Origin of the sequence: Citrobacter sp. ABFQG (assembly GCF_004322975.1) — a bacterium.
Lineage (GTDB): Bacteria > Pseudomonadota > Gammaproteobacteria > Enterobacterales > Enterobacteriaceae > Citrobacter > Citrobacter freundii.
In genome coordinates, this window is record NZ_CP036435.1 from 1,963,508 (window position 1) to 1,988,224 (window position 24,717).

Annotated in this window: 21 protein-coding genes and 1 other annotated feature; of the genes, 9 read left to right on the forward strand and 12 right to left on the reverse strand. The window is 54.8% G+C overall.

Translation table 11 applies throughout. The features are described from left to right. Positions 1-132 precede the first annotated feature (132 nt). The 7 genes from apt (at position 133) to hemH (ending at position 7,806) form a co-directional block, all read left to right on the forward strand. Positions 133-684: an adenine phosphoribosyltransferase gene (gene apt / locus WN16_RS09465; protein ID WP_003021759.1), complete on the forward strand. Its 552-nt coding sequence runs from the start codon at positions 133-135 to the stop codon at positions 682-684. A 210-nt stretch (positions 685-894) separates the two neighbouring features. Further along, positions 895-2,826 (forward strand): DNA polymerase III subunit gamma/tau, encoded by a 1,932-nt coding sequence (dnaX, locus tag WN16_RS09470; RefSeq protein ID WP_003021761.1) that lies wholly within the window; start codon positions 895-897, stop codon positions 2,824-2,826. After that, positions 2,159-2,223 (forward strand) — a sequence feature (DnaX frameshifting element). It overlaps the preceding gene by 65 nt. 57 nt (positions 2,827-2,883) lie before the next feature. Next, the gene (locus tag WN16_RS09475; RefSeq protein WP_003021764.1) at positions 2,884-3,213 is read left to right on the forward strand and encodes a YbaB/EbfC family nucleoid-associated protein; all 330 of its coding nucleotides are present in this window, start codon (positions 2,884-2,886) and stop codon (positions 3,211-3,213) included. Then, positions 3,213-3,818: a recombination mediator RecR gene (recR, locus tag WN16_RS09480; protein WP_003021767.1), complete on the forward strand. Its 606-nt coding sequence runs from the start codon at positions 3,213-3,215 to the stop codon at positions 3,816-3,818. The genes WN16_RS09475 and recR overlap by 1 nt, the downstream gene beginning before the upstream one ends. A 110-nt stretch (positions 3,819-3,928) precedes the next feature. Beyond that, positions 3,929-5,803: a molecular chaperone HtpG gene (gene htpG, locus WN16_RS09485; protein ID WP_003021770.1), complete on the forward strand. Its 1,875-nt coding sequence runs from the start codon at positions 3,929-3,931 to the stop codon at positions 5,801-5,803. Positions 5,804-6,035: 232 nt separating this feature from the next. Next, complete coding sequence (adk, locus tag WN16_RS09490; RefSeq protein WP_003021773.1) at positions 6,036-6,680, forward strand: adenylate kinase; 645 nt, start codon at positions 6,036-6,038, stop codon at positions 6,678-6,680. Positions 6,681-6,843: 163 nt separating this feature from the next. Further along, the gene (hemH, locus tag WN16_RS09495; RefSeq protein ID WP_003021775.1) at positions 6,844-7,806 is read left to right on the forward strand and encodes a ferrochelatase; all 963 of its coding nucleotides are present in this window, start codon (positions 6,844-6,846) and stop codon (positions 7,804-7,806) included. On the opposite strand, the gene aes is transcribed toward hemH, so the two are convergent. Continuing rightward, complete coding sequence (gene aes / locus WN16_RS09500; RefSeq protein WP_044699378.1) at positions 7,803-8,762, reverse strand: acetyl esterase; 960 nt, start codon at positions 8,760-8,762, stop codon at positions 7,803-7,805. The genes hemH and aes overlap by 4 nt on opposite strands. A gap of 152 nt (positions 8,763-8,914) precedes the next feature. On the opposite strand from aes, the gene gsk reads away from it, so the two are divergent. Then, on the forward strand, positions 8,915-10,219 hold the full coding sequence (gsk, locus tag WN16_RS09505; RefSeq protein WP_044699379.1) for an inosine/guanosine kinase: 1,305 nt from the start codon (positions 8,915-8,917) through the stop codon (positions 10,217-10,219). Positions 10,220-10,310: 91 nt separating this feature from the next. Here gsk and ybaL read toward each other — a convergent pair whose 3' ends face one another. Both ybaL and WN16_RS09515 read right to left on the reverse strand, forming a co-directional pair. Beyond that, a complete protein-coding gene (gene ybaL, locus WN16_RS09510) occupies positions 10,311-11,990 on the reverse strand; it encodes a YbaL family putative K(+) efflux transporter (RefSeq protein WP_088169108.1) in 1,680 nt (559 codons plus the stop codon). Positions 11,991-12,215: 225 nt separating this feature from the next. Then, a complete protein-coding gene (locus WN16_RS09515; protein ID WP_103790844.1) occupies positions 12,216-13,436 on the reverse strand; it encodes an MFS transporter in 1,221 nt (406 codons plus the stop codon). Positions 13,437-13,610: 174 nt separating this feature from the next. On the opposite strand from WN16_RS09515, the gene ushA reads away from it, so the two are divergent. Further along, positions 13,611-15,263 carry a bifunctional UDP-sugar hydrolase/5'-nucleotidase UshA gene (gene ushA / locus WN16_RS09520; protein ID WP_044699384.1) on the forward strand — a complete coding sequence of 551 codons (1,653 nt, stop codon included), beginning with the start codon at positions 13,611-13,613 and terminating at the stop codon, positions 15,261-15,263. Positions 15,264-15,370: 107 nt separating this feature from the next. Here the strand turns inward: ushA and ybaK are convergent, their stop codons facing one another. The 9 genes from ybaK to WN16_RS09565 all read right to left on the reverse strand — a co-directional run bounded on the left by ybaK (position 15,371) and on the right by WN16_RS09565 (position 24,717). After that, a complete protein-coding gene (gene ybaK, locus WN16_RS09525; RefSeq protein WP_003021794.1) occupies positions 15,371-15,850 on the reverse strand; it encodes a Cys-tRNA(Pro)/Cys-tRNA(Cys) deacylase YbaK in 480 nt (159 codons plus the stop codon). Between the two features lie 201 nt (positions 15,851-16,051). Beyond that, the gene (locus tag WN16_RS09530; protein ID WP_016149720.1) at positions 16,052-16,846 is read right to left on the reverse strand and encodes a TraB/GumN family protein; all 795 of its coding nucleotides are present in this window, start codon (positions 16,844-16,846) and stop codon (positions 16,052-16,054) included. A 100-nt stretch (positions 16,847-16,946) separates the two neighbouring features. Then, complete coding sequence (gene copA / locus WN16_RS09535) at positions 16,947-19,448, reverse strand: copper-exporting P-type ATPase CopA (protein WP_044699386.1); 2,502 nt, start codon at positions 19,446-19,448, stop codon at positions 16,947-16,949. Between the two features lie 147 nt (positions 19,449-19,595). Beyond that, positions 19,596-20,366 carry a heme ABC transporter ATP-binding protein gene (locus WN16_RS09540; protein ID WP_044699387.1) on the reverse strand — a complete coding sequence of 257 codons (771 nt, stop codon included), beginning with the start codon at positions 20,364-20,366 and terminating at the stop codon, positions 19,596-19,598. After that, on the reverse strand, positions 20,363-21,355 hold the full coding sequence (locus WN16_RS09545; RefSeq protein ID WP_003021806.1) for an iron ABC transporter permease: 993 nt from the start codon (positions 21,353-21,355) through the stop codon (positions 20,363-20,365). The genes WN16_RS09540 and WN16_RS09545 overlap by 4 nt, the downstream gene beginning before the upstream one ends. A 51-nt stretch (positions 21,356-21,406) precedes the next feature. Further along, on the reverse strand, positions 21,407-22,030 hold the full coding sequence (gene chuY / locus WN16_RS09550; RefSeq protein WP_044699392.1) for an anaerobilin reductase: 624 nt from the start codon (positions 22,028-22,030) through the stop codon (positions 21,407-21,409). Continuing rightward, positions 22,030-22,524 carry a heme utilization cystosolic carrier protein HutX gene (gene hutX / locus WN16_RS09555; protein WP_003021812.1) on the reverse strand — a complete coding sequence of 165 codons (495 nt, stop codon included), beginning with the start codon at positions 22,522-22,524 and terminating at the stop codon, positions 22,030-22,032. The genes chuY and hutX overlap by 1 nt, the downstream gene beginning before the upstream one ends. 12 nt (positions 22,525-22,536) lie before the next feature. Continuing rightward, on the reverse strand, positions 22,537-23,874 hold the full coding sequence (gene hutW, locus WN16_RS09560) for a heme anaerobic degradation radical SAM methyltransferase ChuW/HutW (RefSeq protein ID WP_044699393.1): 1,338 nt from the start codon (positions 23,872-23,874) through the stop codon (positions 22,537-22,539). An 18-nt stretch (positions 23,875-23,892) separates the two neighbouring features. Then, positions 23,893-24,717 carry a hemin ABC transporter substrate-binding protein gene (locus tag WN16_RS09565; RefSeq protein ID WP_044699395.1) on the reverse strand — a complete coding sequence of 275 codons (825 nt, stop codon included), beginning with the start codon at positions 24,715-24,717 and terminating at the stop codon, positions 23,893-23,895.

The following is a 24,717-nucleotide window of genomic DNA, read 5'->3' on the forward strand; positions in this document are numbered from 1 at the left end:
CAGGCGCAGATGGTCAAAGGTTAACCAAGTGTAACCTTGGCCCTAATATAGACACAAAATCATTCAAGATACGTCGAGGATGAAGTGTATAGTGCGCCGTGAAGTAATACTGTATTAATCAGGCACAAACTTATGACCGCGACTGCACAGCAGCTTGAGTTTCTCAAAAATAGCATCAAAAGCATCCACGACTACCCAAAACCGGGCATTCTTTTCCGTGATGTCACCAGTTTACTGGAAGATCCGAAAGCCTACGCCCTCAGCATTGAATTGCTGGTTGAGCGCTACAAAAATGCGGGGATCACTAAAGTGGTTGGCACCGAAGCGCGTGGCTTCCTGTTTGGCGCGCCGGTAGCGTTGGGGCTGGGCGTCGGCTTTGTTCCGGTACGCAAACCGCGTAAGCTTCCGCGTGAAGTTATTGCTGAGACCTATGAGCTGGAGTACGGCACCGATCAGCTGGAAATCCACGTTGATGCCATCAAACCGGGTGATAAAGTCCTGGTTGTGGACGATCTTCTGGCAACTGGCGGCACGATTGAAGCGACCGTGAAGCTGATCCGCCGCCTGGGTGGCGAAGTGACTGATGCTGCCTTTATCATTAACTTGTTTGATCTGGGCGGCGAGCAGCGTCTGGAAAAGCAGGGGCTGACCTGTTATAGCCTGGTTCCATTCCCGGGCCACTAATTTAGGGCTATCTTTTTTGCCATTTTGGCCCCGGTCAGTGCTCGAAATCCTCACGTACTGCGTGTACGCTCCGGTTTCTGTGCGCTGCCCGAAACCAAACTGACTGCAACGATAACGCCCGAATATAACGTGTCAACCTCGCCGTTGCTGCGAGGTTGTGTTAGCATTACCCTCCTGTGAATCCACCCTCCAGCCTTTCAGAGCCTGCCAATGAGTTATCAGGTCTTAGCCCGAAAATGGCGCCCACAAACCTTTGCTGACGTCGTCGGCCAGGAACATGTGCTGACGGCACTGGCGAACGGCTTGTCGTTAGGGCGTATTCATCATGCTTATTTGTTTTCCGGGACCCGTGGCGTCGGAAAAACCTCTATCGCCCGCTTGCTGGCGAAGGGATTAAACTGTGAAACTGGCATCACCGCTACGCCGTGCGGCGTGTGCGATAACTGCCGGGAAATTGAGCAGGGGCGTTTTGTCGATTTGATTGAAATCGATGCCGCCTCACGCACCAAAGTCGAAGATACTCGCGATCTGCTGGATAACGTCCAGTATGCGCCTGCGCGCGGCCGCTTTAAGGTCTATTTGATCGACGAAGTGCACATGCTGTCGCGCCACAGTTTTAACGCCTTGCTGAAAACGCTCGAAGAGCCGCCCGCGCACGTCAAATTCCTGCTGGCGACCACCGATCCGCAGAAGCTGCCGGTGACCATCCTGTCGCGCTGTCTGCAATTCCATCTTAAAGCGCTGGATGTCGAACAGATTCGCCATCAGCTTGAGCATATTCTCAAAGAAGAGCATATCGCCCATGAGCCACGTGCGCTGCAACTGCTGGCTCGTGCCGCGGACGGCAGCCTGCGCGATGCGCTAAGCCTGACCGATCAGGCGATTGCCAGCGGCGATGGTCAGGTCTCGACCGACGCGGTCAGCACCATGCTCGGCACGCTGGACGACGACCAGGCGCTCTCGCTTGTTGAAGCGGTTGTGGCTGCGGACGGCGAACGCGTGATGACGCTGGTGAACGACGCCGCCGCGCGTGGTATCGAATGGGAAGCGCTGCTGGTTGAGATGTCGGCTTTGCTGCATCGTATTGCCATGGTTCAGCTTTCACCTGCTGCGCTCGGTAGCGATATGGCCGCCATTGAACAGCGTATGCGTGAACTGGCGCGAATTGTACCGCCTACCGATGTGCAGCTTTACTACCAGACCCTGTTAATCGGGCGCAAAGAACTGCCGTATGCGCCGGACAGGCGAATGGGCGTCGAAATGACGCTGCTGCGTGCGCTGGCTTTTCATCCGCGCATGCCACTCCCGGAACCTGAAGTCCCGCGCCAGTCGTTTGCCCCGGTCGCACCCACAGCGGTAATGACCCCGACGCAGGTGCCACAGCAGCAACCTGCGCCAGCGCAACAGCAACAGAATGTGCCGCTTTCCGATGCCACCAGTCAGGTGCTGGCGGCGCGCAGTCAACTGCAACGTGCTCAGGGAGCAACCAAAGCAAAAAAGAGTGAACCGGCAGCCGCTTCCCGCGCGCGGCCGGTGAATAATGCTGCGCTGGAAAGACTGGCTTCGGTGTCGGAACGTGTTCAGGCGCGTCCGGCAGTCTCTGCGCTGGAAAAAGCACCAGCGAAGAAAGAAGCGTATCGCTGGAAAGCGACCAATCCTGTTGCAGAAGTCAAAGAAGTCGTCGCCACGCCGAAAGCGCTGAAAAAAGCGCTTGAGCATGAAAAAACGCCGGAACTGGCGGCAAAGCTTGCGGCTGAAGCCATTGAACGCGACCCGTGGGCCGCCCAGGTGAGCCAGCTCTCGCTGCCTAAACTGGTAGAGCAGGTGGCGCTTAATGCCTGGAAAGAAGAGAATGGCAACGTGGTTTGCCTGCACCTGCGTTCCACGCAGCGACACCTTAATTCCAGCGGCGCGCAGCAAAAACTGGCCGAAGCACTGAGTTCCTTAACGGGGTCAACGGTTGAATTGACCATCGTTGAAGATGATAATCCTGCGGTGCGTACGCCGCTGGAGTGGCGTCAGGCCATTTATGAAGAGAAGCTCGCGCAGGCGCGTGAGTCGATTATTGCGGATAATAACATCCAGACGCTGCGTCGTTTTTTCGATGCGGAGCTGGACGAAGAGAGTATTCGCCCCATTTGATCGTCAGCCTAATGGTTTGACGGTCGTCATCCCTTAACGTGATTGAGAGAGAAGCCTATGTTTGGTAAAGGCGGTCTGGGTAACCTGATGAAACAGGCCCAGCAGATGCAAGAAAAAATGCAGCAGATGCAGGAAGAAGTCGCCAAGCTGGAAGTGACCGGCGAATCTGGCGCGGGTCTGGTAAAAGTGACCATCAACGGCGCGCATAACTGCCGTCGCGTGGAGATCGATCCAAGCCTGCTGGAAGACGACAAAGAGATGCTGGAAGACCTGGTTGCTGCGGCATTCAATGACGCGGCGCGTCGCATTGAAGAGACGCAGAAAGAGAAGATGGCCTCTGTTTCTTCCGGAATGCAGCTGCCGCCTGGCTTTAAGATGCCGTTCTGATGCAAACCAGCCCGCTGTTAACTCAGCTTATGGAAGCACTGCGCTGTCTGCCGGGCGTTGGCCCGAAGTCGGCGCAGCGCATGGCGTTCACGCTGCTTCAGCGCGATCGCAGCGGCGGGATGCGTCTGGCGCAGGCGTTAACGAAGGCGATGTCGGAAATCGGCCACTGTGCCGATTGCCGCACCTTCACAGAGCAAGACGTCTGCAACATCTGTTCGAACCCGCGTCGCCAGGAAAACGGTCAGATTTGCGTGGTGGAGAGTCCGGCGGACATCTACGCCATTGAGCAAACCGGGCAATTTTCCGGGCGTTACTTCGTGCTGATGGGACACCTGTCGCCGCTGGACGGTATTGGTCCTGATGATATCGGGCTGGATCGTCTTGAACAGCGACTGGCGTCTGAGCAAATCAACGAACTGATCCTGGCGACCAATCCCACGGTCGAAGGAGAGGCGACCGCCAACTATATTGCTGAGCTTTGCATGCAATATGGCGTTGAAGCCAGCCGTATCGCCCATGGCGTTCCGGTAGGCGGCGAGCTGGAAATGGTCGATGGCACCACGCTGTCGCATTCTCTGGCAGGACGACACAAGATTAAATTCTGAACAAACGGAGGCCGCGACGGCGGCTTCCGCTTGAAATCCTTCCCGCTTGTCCCCATTTCACCCTCAACGTGTTTTTACCATTGAATATGGCATTGTTGAGGTAGATCTACATGAAAGGACAAGAAACTCGTGGTTTTCAGTCAGAAGTAAAACAGCTTCTGCACCTGATGATCCATTCTCTGTATTCCAATAAAGAAATCTTCCTGCGTGAGCTTATCTCTAACGCCTCGGATGCGGCAGACAAGCTGCGTTTCCGCGCACTGTCTAACCCGGACCTGTATGAAGGTGACGGTGAGCTGCGTGTGCGTGTTTCCTTCGATAAAGATAAGCGTACGTTGACCATTGCCGATAACGGCGTGGGGATGAATCGTGATGACGTTATCGATCATCTGGGGACCATTGCGAAATCCGGCACCAAATCTTTCCTCGAATCCATGGGCTCCGATCAGGCGAAAGACAGCCAGTTGATTGGTCAGTTCGGGGTTGGTTTCTACTCTGCCTTCATCGTGGCGGACAAAGTCACCGTGCGTACCCGTGCTGCGGGTGATAAGCCGGAAAACGGCGTGTTCTGGGAGTCCGCGGGCGAGGGTGAGTACACCGTTGCTGATATTACCAAAGAAGACCGTGGTACCGAAATTACTCTGCATCTGCGTGAAGGCGAAGACGAGTTCCTCGATGACTGGCGCGTACGTTCCATCATCAGCAAATATTCCGACCATATTGCGCTGCCGGTAGAGATCGAAAAATCCGAAGAGAAAGACGGCGAGACCGTGGTTTCCTGGGAAAAAATCAACAAGGCGCAGGCGCTGTGGACCCGTAACAAGTCGGAAATCAAAGACGACGAGTACAACGAATTCTACAAGCACATCGCTCACGACTTCACTGACCCGCTGACCTGGAGCCACAACCGTGTGGAAGGTAAGCAGGAGTACACCAGCCTGCTGTATATCCCGTCGCAAGCGCCGTGGGATATGTGGAACCGCGATCACAAGCATGGTCTGAAACTGTACGTCCAGCGTGTCTTCATCATGGACGATGCCGAGCAGTTCATGCCGAACTACCTGCGCTTTGTCCGCGGTCTGATAGATTCTAACGATCTGCCGCTGAACGTTTCTCGCGAGATCCTGCAGGACAGCACCGTCACCCGTAACCTGCGCAGCGCGCTGACCAAACGCGTACTGCAGATGCTGGAAAAACTGGCGAAAGACGACGCGGAAAAATACCAGACCTTCTGGAAGCAGTTCGGCCTGGTGCTGAAAGAAGGCCCGGCGGAAGACCACGCCAACCAGGAAACGATCGCTAAACTGATGCGCTTCGCGTCTACGCACACTGACTCCTCCGCGCAAACCGTGTCGCTGGAAGATTACGTGTCGCGAATGAAAGAAGGGCAGGAGAAAATCTACTACATCACTGCAGACAGCTATGCGGCGGCGAAGAGCAGCCCGCACCTGGAACTGCTGCGTAAGAAAGGCATCGAAGTGCTGCTGCTTTCTGACCGCATCGATGAGTGGATGATGAACTACCTGACCGAGTTCGACGGTAAGGCATTCCAGTCCGTTGCTAAAGCTGACGAGTCCATCGACAAGCTGGCGGATGAAGTTGACGAATCGGCAAAAGAAGCGGAAAAAGCGCTGACGCCGTTCGTTGAGCGTGTGAAAACCCTGTTGGGTGACCGCGTGAAAGAAGTGCGTCTGACTCACCGTCTGACCGACACGCCAGCCATCGTTACCACCGATGCGGATGAAATGAGCACCCAGATGGCGAAACTGTTTGCCGCTGCGGGCCAGGCCGTACCGGAAGTGAAATATATCTTTGAATTGAACCCGGACCACGTGCTGGTAAAACGCACGGCGGATACTCAGGACGAAGCACAGTTCAAAGAGTGGGTTGAGCTGCTGCTGGATCAGGCGCTGTTTGCCGAGCGCGGCACGCTGGAAGACCCGAACCAGTTCATTCGTCGTATGAACCAGTTGCTGGTATCCTGATACCTGTAATGTAATGCCGGATGGTGCTAACGCTTATTCGGCCTACAACATCTTTTTGATCGTAGGCCGGATAAGGTGTTTACACCGCCATCCGGCAATTTCTTTCCTTATTTTCAATTTTCCCGCCATTAACCGTTTCAGCGCAGACTACCTTCCTTGAGCCAATTGCGTGATGGTGGTATCGTTTAGCGCTTTTTAAAAAATATCGACAACCTTTAAGGGGATTTTCGTAATGCGTATCATTCTGCTTGGCGCTCCGGGCGCGGGTAAAGGAACTCAGGCTCAGTTCATCATGGAGAAGTATGGTATTCCGCAAATCTCCACCGGTGATATGCTGCGTGCCGCCGTGAAATCTGGCTCCGAGCTGGGCAAACAAGCGAAAGACATCATGGACGCCGGTAAGCTGGTGACTGATGAGCTGGTGATCGCGCTGGTAAAAGAGCGTATTGCTCAGGAAGACTGCCGTAATGGTTTCCTGCTTGATGGCTTCCCGCGTACTATTCCGCAGGCAGACGCCATGAAAGAAGCGGGCATCAACGTGGACTACGTTCTGGAGTTTGACGTACCTGACGAACTGATCGTTGACCGTATCGTCGGTCGCCGCGTACACGCTGCTTCTGGCCGCGTTTACCACATCAAATTCAACCCGCCTAAGGTTGAAGGCAAAGACGACGTGACCGGCGAAGAGCTGACCACCCGTAAAGACGATCAGGAAGAGACCGTACGTAAGCGCCTGGTGGAATACCATCAGATGACCGCACCGCTGATTGGCTACTACTCTAAAGAAGCGCAGGCGGGTAACACCAAATACGCGAAAGTTGATGGCACTCAGGCAGTTGCTGACGTGCGCGCAGCGCTGGAAAAAATCCTCGGCTAATTTTTTCGCGTAATAAACCTCTTATCAGGTCTGCCATTATCTCGTAGGCCTGATAAGCGCATCGCCATCAGGCAAATTCTCGTCTTACCTTTCACAGCAATTAGTTCTTCTTTACCGCTTTTCCGCTACAATTATCAACAATTTGAATCGATAAGAGGCGGTAATGCGTCAGACGAAAACCGGTATCCTGCTGGCAAACCTCGGCACTCCCGATGCCCCAACTCCCGAAGCCGTTAAGCGCTACCTGCGCCAGTTTTTAAGCGATCCACGCGTAGTTGATACGTCCCCTGCACTGTGGTGGCCGCTGCTGCGCGGTGTGATTTTGCCGCTGCGAGCGCCGCGTGTGGCAAAGCTGTACCAGTCAATCTGGATGGAAGACGGTTCCCCGCTGATGGTCTACAGCAAGGCGCAACAGCAGGCGCTGGCACAACGTCTGCCTGATACCCCTGTCGCGCTGGGGATGAGCTACGGTTCGCCATCGCTCGAAAGCGCGGTCGATGAACTGTTGGCAAGCGGAGTGGAACACATGGTGGTGTTACCGCTGTACCCGCAATATTCCTGTTCGACGGTTGCAGCAGTCTGGGACGAGCTAGCGCGCATCTTAGCGCGTAAACGCGGTATTCCCGGCGTCTCTTTTATTCGTGATTACGCCGATGACAGCAGCTACATTGATGCGCTGGCCAAGAGTGCCCGGGATTCATTCGCTCAACATGGCGAACCTGATTTACTGCTGCTCTCCTACCACGGCATTCCGCAGCGCTACGCCGATGAAGGCGATGACTACCCGCAGCGCTGTCGCGATACGACGCGTGAGCTGGTTTCAGCGCTTGGTCTGCCGCCGGAAAAAGTCATGATGACCTTCCAGTCTCGCTTTGGCCGCGAACCTTGGCTGACGCCGTATACCGACGAAACGTTAAAAATGCTGGCGGAGAAAGGAACCCGACATATCCAGGTTATGTGTCCGGGCTTCGCGGCTGATTGTCTCGAAACGCTGGAGGAGATAGCGGTGCAAAACCGGGAAATTTTCCTTGAGGCTGGCGGTAAGCAATATGAGTATATTCCGGCGTTGAATGCCACACCGGAACATATCGAAATGATGGTTAAACTGACCGCCGCCTACCGCTAAAGCTGTTGCTTAAAGAAACGCGCGCCGTCCTGCAGAGCTTCATCGGCGGTTTTCATCACCCGCGAATAGTGCAGGAAGGCGTGCAGCGTACCGGGATACATTTTGTACTGGCAGGGCTGCTGATGCGCCTGTAACGTCTGGAATAATAAGCGGCTATCGTCAATCAGTGGATCGAACTCCGCGCCGGCGATAAAACACGGCGGCACGTCACGCGTCAGGTCGTTATTAAACAGGCAATAGTACGGTGACTCGCGATCATCAGCGCTACGTAGGTACGCGTTTTCATACATCTGCAAGTCCTCGCGGGTTAACCCATCCCACGCTCCGCCCATCAGCCGTCGGCTCAGTGAATCCTGTAGCCCGTAAAGCCCATACCACAACAGCACGCCAGCCACCTTGCCGCAGGCAATGCGTTTATCCCGCAGCCACAGCGCGCTGGCAAGCGCCAGCATGGCTCCGGCGGAATCGCCCGCAAAACCAATCGTATTGATATTGAGGGAATAGTCGCCAGCATGTTGATGATAGTACTGGCAGACGGCGACGATCTCTTCGATGGCTTGTGGGTAGCGGGCCTCCGGCGCCAGCGAATAGTCGATGCCGATCACCGTGCACTGGGTGTAATGCGCAAGTAAACGCATAATACGGTCATGGGTATCCAGATTACCGAGAATAAAACCGCCGCCGTGCAGGTAATACAGCGTGGCCTGGCTTTGGGGCTGCGGAGCGTAGATGCGTGTGGCAACGGGGCCGCACGCGGTAGAAATCACGCATTCTCGGGTATGCATCTGCGGGGCATCGGCATTCCACAGTCGCCGCTCATGAATGTAGTGTTGGCGCTGGGCCACGAAGTCATCGGCAGCGGGCCACGGCGGCAAATCGTCGCGATGAAAATTCACCACGCTTTTCATTTCATCCGAAATTTTGTCGAGTACGGGGGTTTTGTTTTCCGGCTTCATAAAACGCTCCTTGTGAAGGTGAGTTATTGTAGAAATTAATCCCGGATAAACTGCGATCTCACCGTCCGATATTGAAACTCAGCGTCGCATCGCATGCGCAGCAGGGAATGTGCTACCATGCATCGCTCAGTTAACCACCCGTAAAATCGACCATGAAATTTCCCGGTAAACGTAAATCCAAACACTATTTTCCCGTCAGCGCGCGCGATCCGTTGTTGCAACAAATTCAGCCAGAAAATGAAACCAGCGCAGCCTGGGTGGTGGGCATCGACCAGACGCTGGTGGATATTGAAGCCAAAGTGGATGATGACTTTGTAAAACGTTATGGATTAAGCGCCGGGCATTCTCTGGTGATTGCCGATGATGTCGCGGAAGCGCTCTATCAGGAACTGGTGCGTGAAAATTTGATCACCCATCAGTTTGCGGGCGGTACGATCGGTAACACGATGCACAACTACTCCGTGCTGGCGGATGACCGCTCGGTGCTGCTGGGCGTGATGTGCAGCAATATCGAGATTGGCAGCTATGCGTACCGCTATTTATGCAATACCTCCAGCCGTACCGATCTGAACTACCTACAAGGCGTTAATGGACCGATTGGTCGTTGCTTTACGCTGATTGGTGAATCCGGAGAGCGTACCTTCGCAATCAGCCCTGGGCATATGAATAAGCTACGGGCGGATAGCATCCCTGAGTCGGTGATTGCCGGAGCGTCCGCGTTGGTGCTGACGTCCTATCTGGTGCGCTGCGAGCCGGGCGAGCCGATGCCGGAAGCGACCATGAAGGCGATTGAATACGCTAAAAAACACAATGTGCCGGTGGTACTGACGCTGGGCACCAAATTCGTCATTGCCGATTACCCGCAATGGTGGCAGGCATTCCTCAAAGAGCATGTATCTATTCTGGCGATGAATGAAGAAGAGGCTGAAGCGCTGACCGGCGAGAACGATCCGCTGCTGGCGTCTGACAAGGCGCTGGACTGGGTGGATCTGGTGCTGTGCACTGCGGGTCCGGCGGGTCTGTATATGGCGGGCTTTACGGAAGAAGAAGTCAAACGTAAAACCCAGCATCCGCTGCTGCCTGGAGCGATTGCCGAATTCAATCAGTACGAATTCAGCCGCGCCATGCGCCATAAAGACTGTACCAATCCGCTGCGTGTGTATTCGCACATTGCACCGTATATGGGCGGGCCAGAAAAGATAATGAATACCAACGGTGCTGGCGACGGCGCGCTGGCGGCATTGCTGCATGATATTACTGCCAACAGCTATCACCGCAGTAACGTGCCTAACTCCAGCAAGCACAAGTTCACCTGGCTGACCTATTCGTCGCTAGCCCAGGTGTGTAAATATGCTAACCGCGTGAGTTACCAGGTGCTGAACCAGCATTCACCGCGCCTGACGCGCGGTTTGCCGGAACGTGAAGACAGTCTCGAAGAGTCGTACTGGGATCGCTGAGTTCTTGCCCGATGGCGCTACGCTTATCGGGCCTACGCGTAGCAATAGCAGGCCGGATAAGGCGTTTTACGCCGCCATCCGGCACGTAACATTAACTGGCGGTAGCAACTTCACCGGCAGGCGGCGTTTCAATTAGCTCCAGCATGGTACGGGCGATTTCACGCTCGCCCATGACGACCTGATTGGCTCCGCGCTCAGTAATATATTCCACCTCATCGTCATAATGTGCGCGGGCGATAATCTCAATCGACGGGCACTTCTCACGAGCGGAAGCGACAATTTCACCCGCTTCATAGCCATTCGGAATGGTCAGCAACAGCCAGCGTGCGCAATCCAGATGCGCCAGATTCATAATCTCTTCGTTAGCGGCATTTCCCAGCACCGCGCGGATCCCACGCTCGCGCAGTTCATCCACCCGGGTACGTGAGGTTTCGATAACCACCAGCGGGATCCCGGCAGCCATCAATTTCTCACCCAGCAGGCTGCCGACGCGACCAAAGCCAACCAGCAGGGCGTGATTGCAGATATCCACCGGAATTTGCTTCTCTTCTTCGATAGCCTCTTCCAGAGTCTGCTCTTCCAGCGTTTCTGTTTTGGCGAGATATTTTTCTAACACCGCGAACAGCACCGGGTTGAGCATTATGGACAGGATTGCCCCTGCCAGCACCAGATTCAGTCCGGCCTGCGGCAGCAGGTTTAACGCCATTCCCAGACCCGCCAGGATAAAGGCAAATTCACCAATTTGCGCCAGACTGGTGGCAATGGTGAGCGCCGTGCGTTGAGAGTGACCAAACATGCGCACCAGGAAATAGGCGGCAAGGGATTTACCAAAGATGATAATCGCCAGCGTGCCCAGTACTGCCAACGGCTGCTGGATCAGGACTAACGGATCGAACAGCATTCCGACGGAAACGAAGAACAGCACTGCGAACGCATCGCGCAGCGGCAGGGTGTCATGCGCCGCACGGTGGCTCAGCTCAGATTCATTCAGCACCATACCGGCGAAGAACGCGCCCAGTGCAAAGGAGACATCGAACAGCTCTACTGCGCCGAAGGCGATACCTAAGGCGAGGGCGAGGACTGAGAGGGTAAACAGTTCGCGTGAACCGGTTGCGGCGCTGCGGGCCATAATCCACGGTACCAGGCGACGACCCACCAGCATCATAATCGCGATAAACGCCACCACCTTACCGATGGTAATGCTCATATCGACAGCCAGCGAAGCGAAGCCGACATCTTCTTTTTCCAACATTCCGGCGACGGCTGGCAGGAGAACCAGCGTCAGTACCATCATCAGATCTTCGACAATCAGCCAGCCAATGGCAATTTGCCCGCGCTGGCTGTCAATGAGCTGTCGTTCTTCAAGCGCACGCAGTAGCACCACGGTGCTGGCGGTTGAAAGACACAGACCAAACACGATCCCCACCATCAGCGACCAGCCTAATACAGCTGAAAGCGCCATACCCAGCAGCGTTGCCACTGCTATCTGGGCAATCGCGCCGGGAATGGCGATTGACTTTACCGCCATCAAATCCTTCAGGGAAAAGTGCAGCCCGACGCCGAACATCAGCAGAATAACGCCAAGCTCGGCCAGTTCAGGCGCGAGCTTAGTATCAGCAACAAAACCAGGTGTAAATGGACCGGCCAGAACGCCCGCTAACAGATATCCCACCAGAGGAGAAATACGTAGTTTATTGGCAATCATGCCTAATATAAAAGCGAGTACAAGGCCGCCGACAATGGTGGTGATAAGCGGGGTGGCGTGATGCATTCCGTCTCCTTTGGTTGCTGTGATGATCCTAAAAACCCAAACTGCGAGTAATAGTTTATGACAATTTTAATGTTTATGTTTATGAATAATTATTGAATTTTGAAGAAAACAGGATTTTAAAGGAAAAAAAGCACGGATCGGAAAACTACGAGGGGATGTTTGAGGCAAACGCTGATGGTCACTGTAAGTGATGACGACCAAAGTTTACCTTTGGCCGTCAGAAAATCAGGCTTTATGTCGGTTATCAGGTAAGAATATGGTCAGTATCCCCAGAAGTGGCAGGAAAGCACATATTTTGTAGACCAAATCGATACTGGTATGGTCGGCAATCAGCCCTAACACCGCGGCTCCCAAGCCACCCATGCCGAAGGCAAAACCGAAAAATAACCCAGAAACCATGCCGATACGCCCAGGAAGCAGCTCCTGTGCGTAAACCAGAATGGCAGAAAACGCCGATGCGAGGATAAAACCAATGATCACGGTTAAAATCCCGGTCCATTCCAGCGTTGCGTAGGGTAAAACGAGGGTAAATGGCGCAACGCCGAGGATAGACCCCAAAATAACATATTTTCTGCCAATTTTATCGCCTAATGGTCCGCCAATCACCGTCCCGGCCGCGACGGCAAACAGGAAGGCAAACAGGTGAAACTGGGCGTTTTGTACCGATAATCCGAATTTTTGCATCAGATAAAAAGTGTAATAGCTGCTGATGCTCGCCATATAGAAGTATTTGGAGAAAATCAGTACCAGCAGGATGCTTACAGCCAGCACCACTTTATTACGCGGCAACGGATTAACGATAGCGACCTTCGGCTTTCCTTTACTCATCCGATGCTGCGCGGCATACCAACGGCTGATTTGTGCCAGGACGACAATCGCTAATAGCGCAGCCAGAACAAACCAGGCCACATTACCCTTACCATATGGCGCGATGATGACAGCCGCCAGCAACGGTCCCAGTGAGCTGCCGAAGTTGCCGCCAACCTGGAAAATCGATTGGGCAAGGCCGTGGCGACCGCCGGAGGCCATACGCGCCACACGGGACGATTCCGGGTGAAATACCGAAGAGCCGGTGCCAACCAGCGCCGCGGCGAGCAGCACCATATGGAAGCTGCCGGCCATGGCCAGCAAAACAAGCCCGCTCAGCGTGAAGCACATTCCTATGGGCAGCGACCACGGCATCGGGTATTTGTCCGTCCAGTAACCCACCACCGGTTGCAGCAGCGAAGAAGCTAACTGGAAGGTTAGGGTGATCATCCCGATCTGCATAAACGTCAGCGAGAACTCTGACTGCAATAGCGGATAAATCGCCAGGATCAGCGACTGAATCATATCGTTTAGCAAATGGGAGAGGCTGATCGCTCCTAAAATGCCAAATGAGGTGCGTGCTTTAGCAACCGACGCTGACGCGCCAGCCACAGGCTGGGTTGGTTCACTTATTGCCATAGAAAGTCACTTCTGTTTGGGTTGCGATTATGAGGGTAATCTAATTTGTTATTATTACCTGACTAACATACCTGCGGAAGGTGTTTGAAGGAAGTCTCATTTCTGAAAACATTTTCGACTATTATTTCATATCATTGTAATTTCAGTCGTTGATTTTGGCTCAGGGAGAGAAATATGAAGTTTTTAAAACGGGGCGTGGCGCTGGCGTTATTAGCCGCATTTACGCTGGCAGGTCAGCCAGCGCAAGCGTACGAAAAAGATAAAACCTACAAAATTACCATTCTGCATACCAACGATCACCACGGTCACTTCTGGCGTAGCGAATATGGGGAATACGGACTGGCGGCGCAAAAAACGCTGGTGGACGGTATTCGTAAAGAGGTGGCTGAGGAAGGGGGCAGCGTACTGCTGCTTTCTGGTGGTGATATTAATACCGGCGTACCGGAGTCCGATCTGCAGGATGCGGAACCTGATTTTCGCGGGATGAACCTGATTGGCTATGATGCGATGGCGGTCGGAAACCACGAGTTTGATAATCCGCTTAGCGTATTGCGCCAGCAGGAAAAATGGTCCAAATTTCCGTTTCTCTCGGCCAACATTTATCAGAAAAGCACCGGCGAGCGTTTATTTAAGCCGTGGGCCATCTTTAAGCGCCAGGATTTAAAAATTGCCGTACTTGGTTTAACCACTGACGATACGGCGAAAATTGGCAACCCTGAGTTCTTTACCGATATCGAATTCCGTAAACCTGCTGATGAAGCCAAACTGGTTATTCAGGAACTGAATATGGGTGAAAAGCCAGACATCATTATCGCGACCACCCATATGGGACATTATGACAACGGCAACCACGGCTCGAACGCCCCTGGCGATGTCGAAATGGCGCGCAGCCTGCCAGCAGGTTCGCTGGCGATGATTGTCGGTGGCCACTCGCAGGATCCGGTGTGTATGGCTGCGGAAAATAAGAAGCAGGTTGATTACGTACCGGGTACGCCGTGTGCGCCAGATAAGCAAAATGGGATCTGGATTGTACAGGCCCACGAGTGGGGGAAATACGTGGGCCGGGCGGACTTTGAGTTCCGTAACGGCGAAATGAAAATGGTTAACTACCAGCTCATTCCCGTTAATCTGAAGAAAAAAGTGACCTGGGACAACGGTAAAAGTGAGCGCGTACTCTACACCCCGGAGATTGTTGAAAATCAGCAAATGCTTTCGCTGCTGACGCCGTTCCAGAATAAAGGTAAAGCGCAGCTCGACGTGAAAATCGGTAGCGTCAATGCGCGCCTCGAAGGCGACCGTAGCAAAGTCCGTTTCGTGCAAACCAATATGGGGCACTTGCTGCTGGCTGCGCAAATGGCGCGAACCAGCGCTGATTTTGGCGTGATGAGCGGCGGCGGTATCCGTGACTCCATCGAAGGCGGCGATATCACCTATAAGAGCGTGCTGAAGGTACAGCCGTTTGGCAACATCGTGGTGTACGCCGATATGAGCGGGAAAGAAGTGATTGATTATCTGACCGCGGTGGCGCAAATGAAGCCGGACTCCGGAGCCTACCCGCAGTTTGCCAACGTCAGCTTTGTAGCGAAAGACGGCAAACTTAACGATTTGAAAATCAAAGGCGAACCTGTTGACCCAGCCAAAACCTATCGTATGGCAACGCTGAGCTTCAACGCCACCGGCGGTGATGGCTATCCGCGCATTGATAATAAACCAGGCTATGTGAATACCGGGTTTATTGATGCGGAAGTGCTGAAAGAGTACGTGCAGAAGAACTCACCGCTGGATGCCAGTGCGTATGAGCCGAAGGGTGAGGTGAGCTGGCAGTAACAGAGCGGAGTGCCGGATGGCGGTGCTGGCACCTTATCCGGCCTACAGGTCAGTGCGATTTGTAGGCCTTAAAGCTGCGCGCCATCAGGCATTCATTCTATAACCGCTTAATCCCGGCGGGCGATATCGGCGAATTTCGCATCCAGAATTTTCGCCAGATCGCTCGCTGCCAGTTCGATATCCAGCCCGCGTTTGCCGCCGGAAACATAAATGGTGTCAAACGTTTGAGCAGGCGCATCGATAAGCGTCGGCAATCTTTTTTTCTGCCCCAGCGGGCTAATACCGCCTACCAGATAGCCGGTAGTGCGTTGCGCGACCATGGGATCGGCCATATCGACCTTTTTGGCACCCAATGCTTTGGCAACCTTTTTGAGATCCAGTTGACCTGCTACCGGTGTGACGGCGACCGCCAGATGCTTCATGTCGCCATTCACGGCAACCAGCAGCGTTTTGTAAACCTGGTCCGCGTTCAGACCTAACTTTCGCACCACTTCATCACCAAAGTTCGTCTCGGACGGATCGTGATCGTAGGTGTGGATCTGGAAAGAAATTTTGTTTTTTTCGAGTAATTTAACGGCGGGTGTCATAGCAATTTTCCTGGCCCAGACAAAATACGACTCAAGCATACGCCTGATGTCTGTCTAAAAAATAGTACCATCTTGCGCAATAGTATTGGCAGGATGATGACTTTGAGCGACAATCGAACTACACCGACGCTTTAAGCGCCGGGATCATAATAATGATGAAATTCCTCTTTGACGGGCCAATAGAGATATTGGCCATTTTTTTTACCGTAACATCTCCGGCAAATTTCCTTCTCCGTATAAATGCAGTGCGCCAACGGCCACGACGTAGTGACCAGCAGGCATCGCTCTGAGCCGATCGCGCCAGGCTGTGTTGCGTTGATGCATCAATACGTCATACAACGACTGGCTAAAGGTATTGGGAAGCGTCAGTTCGCTATTGTGCGGTGGCGTTTCAAGCCACCAGCCCATCATCTGCTGGAGCAGTCTGGCATTGGTATGCCAATGCGTCAGAGTATCGTCCAACAGGGCCAGTCCGTTATCAGGCAACTGACATAACAGCTCGATTTGACTGGATGCGCCTTCCAGTTCGATTATCGGTTTATGCGCCTGTTTAGCCGCATTCAACAGTTGATAATCAATCCCGTATTCCGCTCGCAGCCCTAGCTGCTGTGCCTGCGTTGCCTGTAATACCATGGCAATTTGCCACAACGGCTGAGTAGATAACAGGGATGGGGAAATGCCCAGTTCGTTGGTGACTTTACGCAGGTTTTCTAACTGCTCCGGGCTGAGACGTTCTTCGAGTGCAGCAAAGATCGGAAGGTTGGCAAACGGCGCGTCGTCACCGGAAACATCCGCTTCGACAATCAGCGCATCGGCATGCTTGAGCTTTTTGAGTAATTTGGCAGGCAGAGGCGCCATATCGCGGCTGCCCATGTGAATGCTGCCAATCAGATGAAAATGGCGGTTGCCGGGCAAAGAGATGTCGATGGCAGGCCAGGTATAGTGGTTGCCGCGCAGTGCAGACCATAATGCTTTTACCCGGTATAACAAATCCATACGACCTCCCTAAGTGGAGAACCATGCTAGCGCGTGGCCGGAAAAGTCGCAATGTGTGAATTGCCGGATGGCGCAGTTGATAGCGCCATCCGGCAAAGGGTCACTCTTTAGGTTTGAAGCGCAGCAATCGGTTCGCGTTGCTCACCACGGTGATGGAAGAAAGCGCCATCGCCGCCCCGGCGACTACCGGGTTGAGCAGCGTGCCGGTGAACGGCCACAGAATCCCAGCGGCAACCGGGATGCCGATGCTGTTGTAGATAAACGCGCCGAGCAGGTTCTGCTTCATATTGCGTAGCGTTGCCCGGGAGATAGACAGCGCATCCGCAACGCCCATCAGGCTATGACGCATCAGCGTAATCGCGGCTGTTTCAATCGCCACATCGCTGCCGCCACCCATGGCGATCCCTACATCGGCCTGAGCCAGCGCAGGCGCATCGTTGATACCGTCACCGACCATGGCGACCTGACGCCCCTGGCTCTGCAGACGCTTGATCGCCTCGGCCTTACCGTCCGGCAGAACACCCGCAATCACCTCGTCAATACCCGCCTCTTTGGCAATGGCGTTGGCGGTCGTTGGGTTGTCGCCGGTCAGCATCACCAAACGATACCCGGCGCGGTGCAGGCGCTGGAGCGCTGCCACGCTGTCGCTACGCAGTGGATCTCGCACCGCTAACAGCGCCGCTGCTTTACCATCAATCGCCAACAGGACCGGAGTTGAACCCTGGGAAGCCTGAGCGGTGATTTCAGCCTCCATTTCAGTGGTATCTACCTGCTGTTCATTGAGCAGTGCCTGATTTCCCAGCAGCAACGTATGACCTTCGGTCTCGCCGCTGACGCCTAACCCGCGCAGCGTACGGAAACCGTTGACCTGCGGCAGCGAGACATCGCCTGCTTTGTCCAGAATCGCCCTGGCCAGCGGGTGGCTGGAACCCTGTTCAAGGGCTGCAGCCAGACGAATTGCCCGCGCTTCATCGGTGTTGCCAAACGTTTTGATGGCGACAACCTGCGGTTTGCCTTCAGTCAGCGTCCCGGTCTTATCAAAGACGAGAGTATCGAGCGTGCTGGCGCGCTGCAGCGCATCGGCATCGCGTACCAGTACCCCAAACTCAGCGGCACGCCCCACGCCGGAAATAATCGACATCGGCGTTGCCAGACCCAGCGCACAAGGGCAGGCGATAATCAGAACGGTGGTGGCAATGACCAGCGTATAGACAATCTGCGGTGCTGGTCCAAAGAAATACCAGATAGCCGCACTGACCAGCGCAATGGCGACCACGACCGGAACGAACACCGAGGAGATACGGTCGGCCAGTTTGCCAATTTCCGGTTTGCTGCTTTGCGCTTGACGCACCATACGAATAATGCGTGACAGCGTGGTGTGACTGCCAACGGCGCTGGCGCGGAACAGCACGCTGCCGTCCTGTACGACCGTACCGGCGTGGACGCTATCGCCTTCACCTTTTTGCTGCGGAATCGGCTCACCGGTGAGCATAGCTTCATCCAGCCAGGCTTCGCCCTGGGTGATTTCGCCATCGACCGGCACGCGGTCGCCGGTGGTCAGGCGCAGTAACATTCCCGCCTGAACGTCTGCCAGCGGCACGTTCTTTTCACCTTCGTCAGTAACGACGCGTGCGGTCGGTGGCGTCAGATCAAGCAGTTTTTCCAGCGCTTTGGACGAGCGCTGGCGAGCCCGCGCTTCCAGCATGTGTCCGAGGTTAATCAGACCAATAATCATGGCGCTGGCTTCATAATAGAGGTGTCGCGCTTCCATTGGGAACCATTGCGGCCAGAGGTTGACGCTCATGGAATAGAGCCAGGCCACCCCGGTTCCGAGCGCCACCAGCGTATCCATGGTCGCGGTGCCGTTCATCAGGCTTTTCCATGCGCTGCGGTAAAAATGACCGCCCGCGAAGACCATCACGGCAAGCGTCGCCAAACCAATGGCCAGCCACAGGCTGCGGTTGTCGGCGCTGACCATCATGTTATCGCCAATCATGCCCCACACCATAACCGGTACGCCCAGCAACAGCGCAACGGCGGCTTGCCAGCGAAAACGTTTCATGGTTGCCACGGCGGTTTCTTGCTGACGCTCGCGGCGCTTAGCATCATCTTCAATGGCTTCTGCGCCGTAGCCTGCTTTTTCCACCGCCTGCACTAAATCTGCGGCGGAGGCACTGCCCATTACCAGCGCAGTGCGTTCCGCCAGGTTTACCCGTGCCTGGGTGACACCCGGTACGCTTTGCAATGCATTTTGTACACGGGTCACACAACTGGCGCAGCTCATGCCGTTTAACAGCAACTGTTGGCTGTCATCATCAGCCGTAGCTGCCGGAAGCTCGGAAGGGACCGCTGCCAGTGCTTCCGACGGGATTGATGACTCCGTCAGCGGTTTAGCCTTTGGGTGGCTTAACTCCGCGCCGTAACCGGCTTGTTTGATGGTTTCAATCAGCGCTTCTGCGCTGGCGCTCCCGGTAACATGCGCCTCTGTCACGGAGACATCCGCTTGCTCAACATCCGGACGTTGTTCCAGACTTTCTTTAACGCGTTTTACGCAGTGACCACAGGACAAACCGTCCAGGGTTAGATCGATTGTTTGAGACATAACCAACTCCTTCATTGCAGGTTTAACTGACTGTGATAAAGGTTAAACCTTCCAGCAAGGGGAAGGTCAAGGGTGTTTTTAGAAAAGATGAAAAAAGGGGCGAAGGGGGAAAAAACGGGAACGTCACCTCAGAGCGTTCCCGGTCTGTTATTGATTGAGGACGATAAGCGGCGTTCGATGCTCCGGTTCATTTATGACCGTGAGATCGGCACCGTACAGCGCGTTCAGCGCCCGTTGCTTCAGGACATCCTGCGGATACCCGTTATCAACAATCCTGCCGCGTTCCATCAATACCACGCGGTCGGCATAACGCGCTGCGAGGTTGAGATCGTGCAGGACGCAGCAGACGCTAAACTGCCGTTCACGCACCAGGCGACGCAGCAGACGAAAAAGGTGCTGCTGGTGGTGAATATCCAGGGCGGAGGTAGGTTCATCGAGAAATAACCATTTGGGCCGAGGCACGGGCTCCCAAAGCTGAACCAGCAGGCGCGCCAGCTGTACCCGCTGTTGTTCTCCTCCCGACAGATGCCGGTAATTGCGCGCGGCCAGCGCCTGGCAGTCGCACAACGTCATGATGTGTTCCGTTTCATCGCCCGTATTGCGCGTGCGATACGGATGCCTGCCCATGCGAATAACCTCCTGCACGCTAAACGGGAAGGCCATATGACTGTTCTGGCGCATCACGGCACGGGTTTTTGCCAGCTCGGTGATTGACCATTCGTTCAGCGGCTTGCCGAATAAGCTACAGCGCCCACTGTGAGGTTGCAGATAACCCGTGAGCTGGCGTAGCAGCGTTGATTTCCCGGCGCCATTCGGGCCAAGAATCGCGATAATCTCTCCTTCAGGTAGCGTCAGGGAAACATCGTCGGTCAATCGTCTGCCCTGAATGTGGTAAACCAGATTTTCAGCAACGATCATGACACCCTCCGGCTACGCAGTATTAACCACAGAAAATACGGTCCTCCGATCAGGCTGGTTAACAGACCAACGGGCATTTCGGCAGGCTGCACCAGAGTGCGGGCCAGCGTATCGGCAATCAGGAGTAGACAGGCGCCCGCCAGCGTCGAGCAGGGAATCAACCAGCGATGATCGGCGCCGGTAGTCATTCTGATCAGATGTGGAATCACCAGGCCAATAAAGCCAATTACGCCGCTGACCGAAACGGCAGCACCAACCAGTAGCGAGCTGAGCAACAGTAACTGCTGGCGCTTACGTTTGACGTTCACGCCGAGGTAATGCGCCTCTTCATCACCCAATTGCAGCAAATTAAGCGTGCCCGCCATACAGACGGTGACAGCAATGGCTGGAAGAACAAAGGTACTGGCAACCAGCAGCGTTGGCCACTGGGCCTGGCCGAGATTGCCCATCATCCACAGCGTAAGTTGACGTAGCTGTTGCTCATCGCCCACATAGCTCAGTACGCCAATAGCCGAACCGCACAAAGCATTGATAGCGATACCGGCTAACAGCAGTTGCATCATTCCGCCGTGGCTATGACGCTGGCTTATCAGGAAAATAATCGTGCAGACCACCATGCTGCCCGCGACGGCAAAAATCATCTGCTCATACAGCACCAGCACCACGGGAAACGAAAAGGGGATAACTATCGCGATACCGACCATCAGCGCGGAGCCGCTACTGACACCAAGCAGGCCAGGATCGGCCATCGGATTGCGAAAAAGCCCCTGCATGATAACCCCTGCCGTTGCCAGCGCTGCGCCTACCAGAACGGCCAGCAACACACGGGGCAAACGGATGTTCAACCAGATGTCACGGTATTCGTCGTTGAACAGCGCGCTGAAGCTAATGTTCAGCGCCCCCTGGCTGGCTCCGAAGAGCATCAGAGCGACCAACAACAGAGAAAGACCCGTCAGAATGCTGACGGAAGAAAGCGAGTCCTTAAGCACGCAACGCTCCATAACGTCTTTGCGGCGCGAAGTTCCCGCGCCGCGAGGGGTTTACGCGGGTTTCAGTCCTGGCTCAACCAAACTGTAAATCTGGTTATTGAGTGACGGGGCTGTAGCCAGTTCGTGAATGTGCCTTGCAACATCTGCACGCATCACAAAACCATGGCACTCCTCGGCCTGTATCCGTTGCGCCTGACCTGTGGCTGCACCGTTCAGCAAACCGCCGGGGCGGAGAATGGCGTAGTCCAGTTGACTGGTTTGTAGCCAGCTTTCAGCCAACGATTTTTCGCGTACCGCCTGACCAAATGCGGCCCTGGCGCGTGGGGACAAAAAGGGCCAACTGTCGCCACAGCCAAGCGAAGTCACCAGAATCATGCGTTTGATCTGAGCTTTTTCTGCTTCATCAATGACGGTTCTGTGCGCCAGATAATCTTGGGCACCGCCCATGGAGGAGATCACCGTGGCATGTTGACCCGCTGCGCGACAGGCACAGGCGGTGACCTGGCTGTCGCAGGCGTCGCCAATGAAGACCTGCACACCTTTTTCCTGCAACCCGGCAGCGACCTGCGCGTTGCGAACGACGGCAATCACCGGACGTTGTTCCGCCAGTGCGAGTGCCAGTGTTTTCGCGCCGACGCCGCTACCACCTGCACCAAAAATGAGCCATGGAGCCATCAGGCATGTTCCTTTAAGGATGAAGACAGCGCGTGAAAGGCGCTGACCTGGTCGGCCAGTAGCTGACGATGCTCATCCCGACCGAGGAAAATTTTGAACATAGCGCTACCCGCCTGGTTAAAGAAGAGAATGGACGCGGTGTCCATGCCCATAAATTTGCGTTCAATCAGGGCGATATGTGTGCAGTTTTCTGCCTTGATATGACCGGTCATGCCTTTTTTGCCGCGCAGGTTGAAGTAACCGTGGCGGTGGAATCCTGAAGGTAATTCACCCGTGAATTCCAGTATGACATCAGCAGTATGGACCAGGGTGGTGACTTTGCCCCATTCGCTGACGGTTTCCCAGACGGTATCAAATTGATCGCCGGAAACCAGCGTCGGGGAGGGGAGGTTTTTCACCACCTCCAGCAGCGTGGTGTTGTACTGGGCTGCGATAGCTTCCAGCGTACCGTCCGGCTCAGTTTTCAAAAAATCCTGTAAAGAGACATGGCTCATACTTCACTCCTTTTATGGTTGCTCTACCGCAATGCGCGGCGCGTTAAGTGCCTGAATCAGTTCATCAAGAGACTGCAAAATATTGCTCGCCCAAAAACGCCCTTCATTGGTCAGGCGTACACAGGTGCTGGCATCTCGCGTCAGTCCTGCGTGATGCCACTGGGTCAGTAGCGGGGTCAGTTTTTGTGCATGAGGTGTCAGTTCATCCAGCGGGACGCGGGCCGTTTCAATACCGGCCTGGAGGGTGTGTCGCCACTGGAAACCACGCTCGGCGGTGCGCATCATCATCATGAGCGGTTTTTTTCCGGCGGCGATGGATTCATGCCATGTGGTCAGATTGCGCTCGACCATCCAGGAATAGCCATTGACTGATCCTCCTGCGCCAGAGCCGAATGCCAGACAGTCTGCGCCCTGTTTAATCAGCAGGTTGTACAGATTGCGTTCCCGTGTGGTGCGCGCCCAGTGGCTGTTGCTGATGCAGCGCCAGCCCGCGCTGTCCATATAATCGCAGCCCTGAAGATAGAGGTCGCGACGTTCGGCAGGAGAGGGAACCGTTGTGCGCCCGGTTTCAACCGCTTTGCCAAGCGGTGTATTAGGGAGCAGGTTCAGCGCATAAAGATCTACGCCGTCGAGGCCGATGTCGCGGGCGATCGCCAGATCCTCGCTCCACACCTTTGCGTCCTGTCCTGGCAGACCAAACAGCAGATCGCAGACCACGGCGGCTCGATCCCGTTTTACCAACCCCTGCATAAAGGCCATCGCGGTCGGGCCGTCCGAAGTGCGCGCCATTTTCTTGCGGATCCGGCTGTTAAATGACTGAATGCCGATCGAAAATCGATTGGCGCCAGCGTCAAGGCAGGCATCTATTCGCGCATCGTCAAAATTGAGTACCCGCCCCTCAATGGTGATTTCGCAGTCCGGCGCCAGCGGTAGCTTGTCACGTAGTGCGGTGATGATTCTGGCCAGATCCCGTGCCGATAGCGCAGACGGTGTACCGCCGCCAAAATAGACGGCGTGAATTGGGGCCGACTGATGCAATGCGCTATCGGCTTCCATCTCTATTTCGCGTAATAGCGCGTTGGTGTAGCGGGCGCAGTGATCCTCTTCAAAGCGGTTTTGATAAAAACCGCAGAAAGTACAATGTGTTGCACAGAAAGGGATATGCAAGTACACCAACCGTTTCCGCGGTGGGGTTGGCTGGCTGATGACCTCCTGCCAGGTTTGTGACAATAGCTCTTTGGCAACCGGGATCGCCCCACGCCAGGGCATCGTGGCGCGGCGATCCTTAAATGGCTGACTTCCCTCGAGCGCAAAATGCGCAGTGAGATCCAGCGAGTGTTCAGTTTTCATTGTTCTTTATAAATCCAGTTAGTGAGGCCAGAATTGCTGGTGCATGGCTTCAACCGCATCGGCGACGCGCGGCCCCATACCCAGAATCAGCGCCTGGTCAATCGCCACAATGCGCTGGTTTTTCCAGGCCGCAGTGTGGGTAATCCCGGCAATCGCGCTCAGACGAGCCAGACCGCCATCCACCATTTGCGACGTCACCACGATCACCTCTGGGTTGGCGGCGATCAGCGATTCCGCGCTGTAGCTTTTATACTGCGCATGGGTGGCGACATTTTGTGCGCCTGCGAGGGTCATAATGGCATCGGCAACGCTGCCTTTTCCGGCGACCTGTGGCGCGCTGCCGCCAGCGGAGAGAATGAACATGGCTTTGACCGGCGCGTTTTTCGCTGCCACGTTGTGCTGAACGCGATCCAGACGTTGACGTATGCGATCGATCAACGTCTCACCTTGTTCGGGAATGCGCAGGGTTTGAGCCAGTTCCCGAATGTTGGCGTACATCTGTTCGACGGTGGCCGGTACGCGCGGCAACGTCACGACGTTAACTTTTTGCGCCCGCAACTGATCCAACACGATTTGAGGACCAGCATCCTGCCAGGTGATAAAGCTGTCCGGATGCAGCGATAAAATGCCCTCGCTGCTTAACTGCTTCCAGTAGCCGATATGCGGGAGTGCGGCAGTTTCGGGTGGATACGAGGTGGTTTCATCAACGCCGACCACCCGGTTGCCGATGCCCATGGCGTATATCAGTTCGCTAAGAGAGCCGCCCGCCACCACCAGGCGGTCGGCGGACTGGGCACTGAAAACGCAGGCGAGGCTCAGTAAGCCAATCAAGAGTTTTTTCAT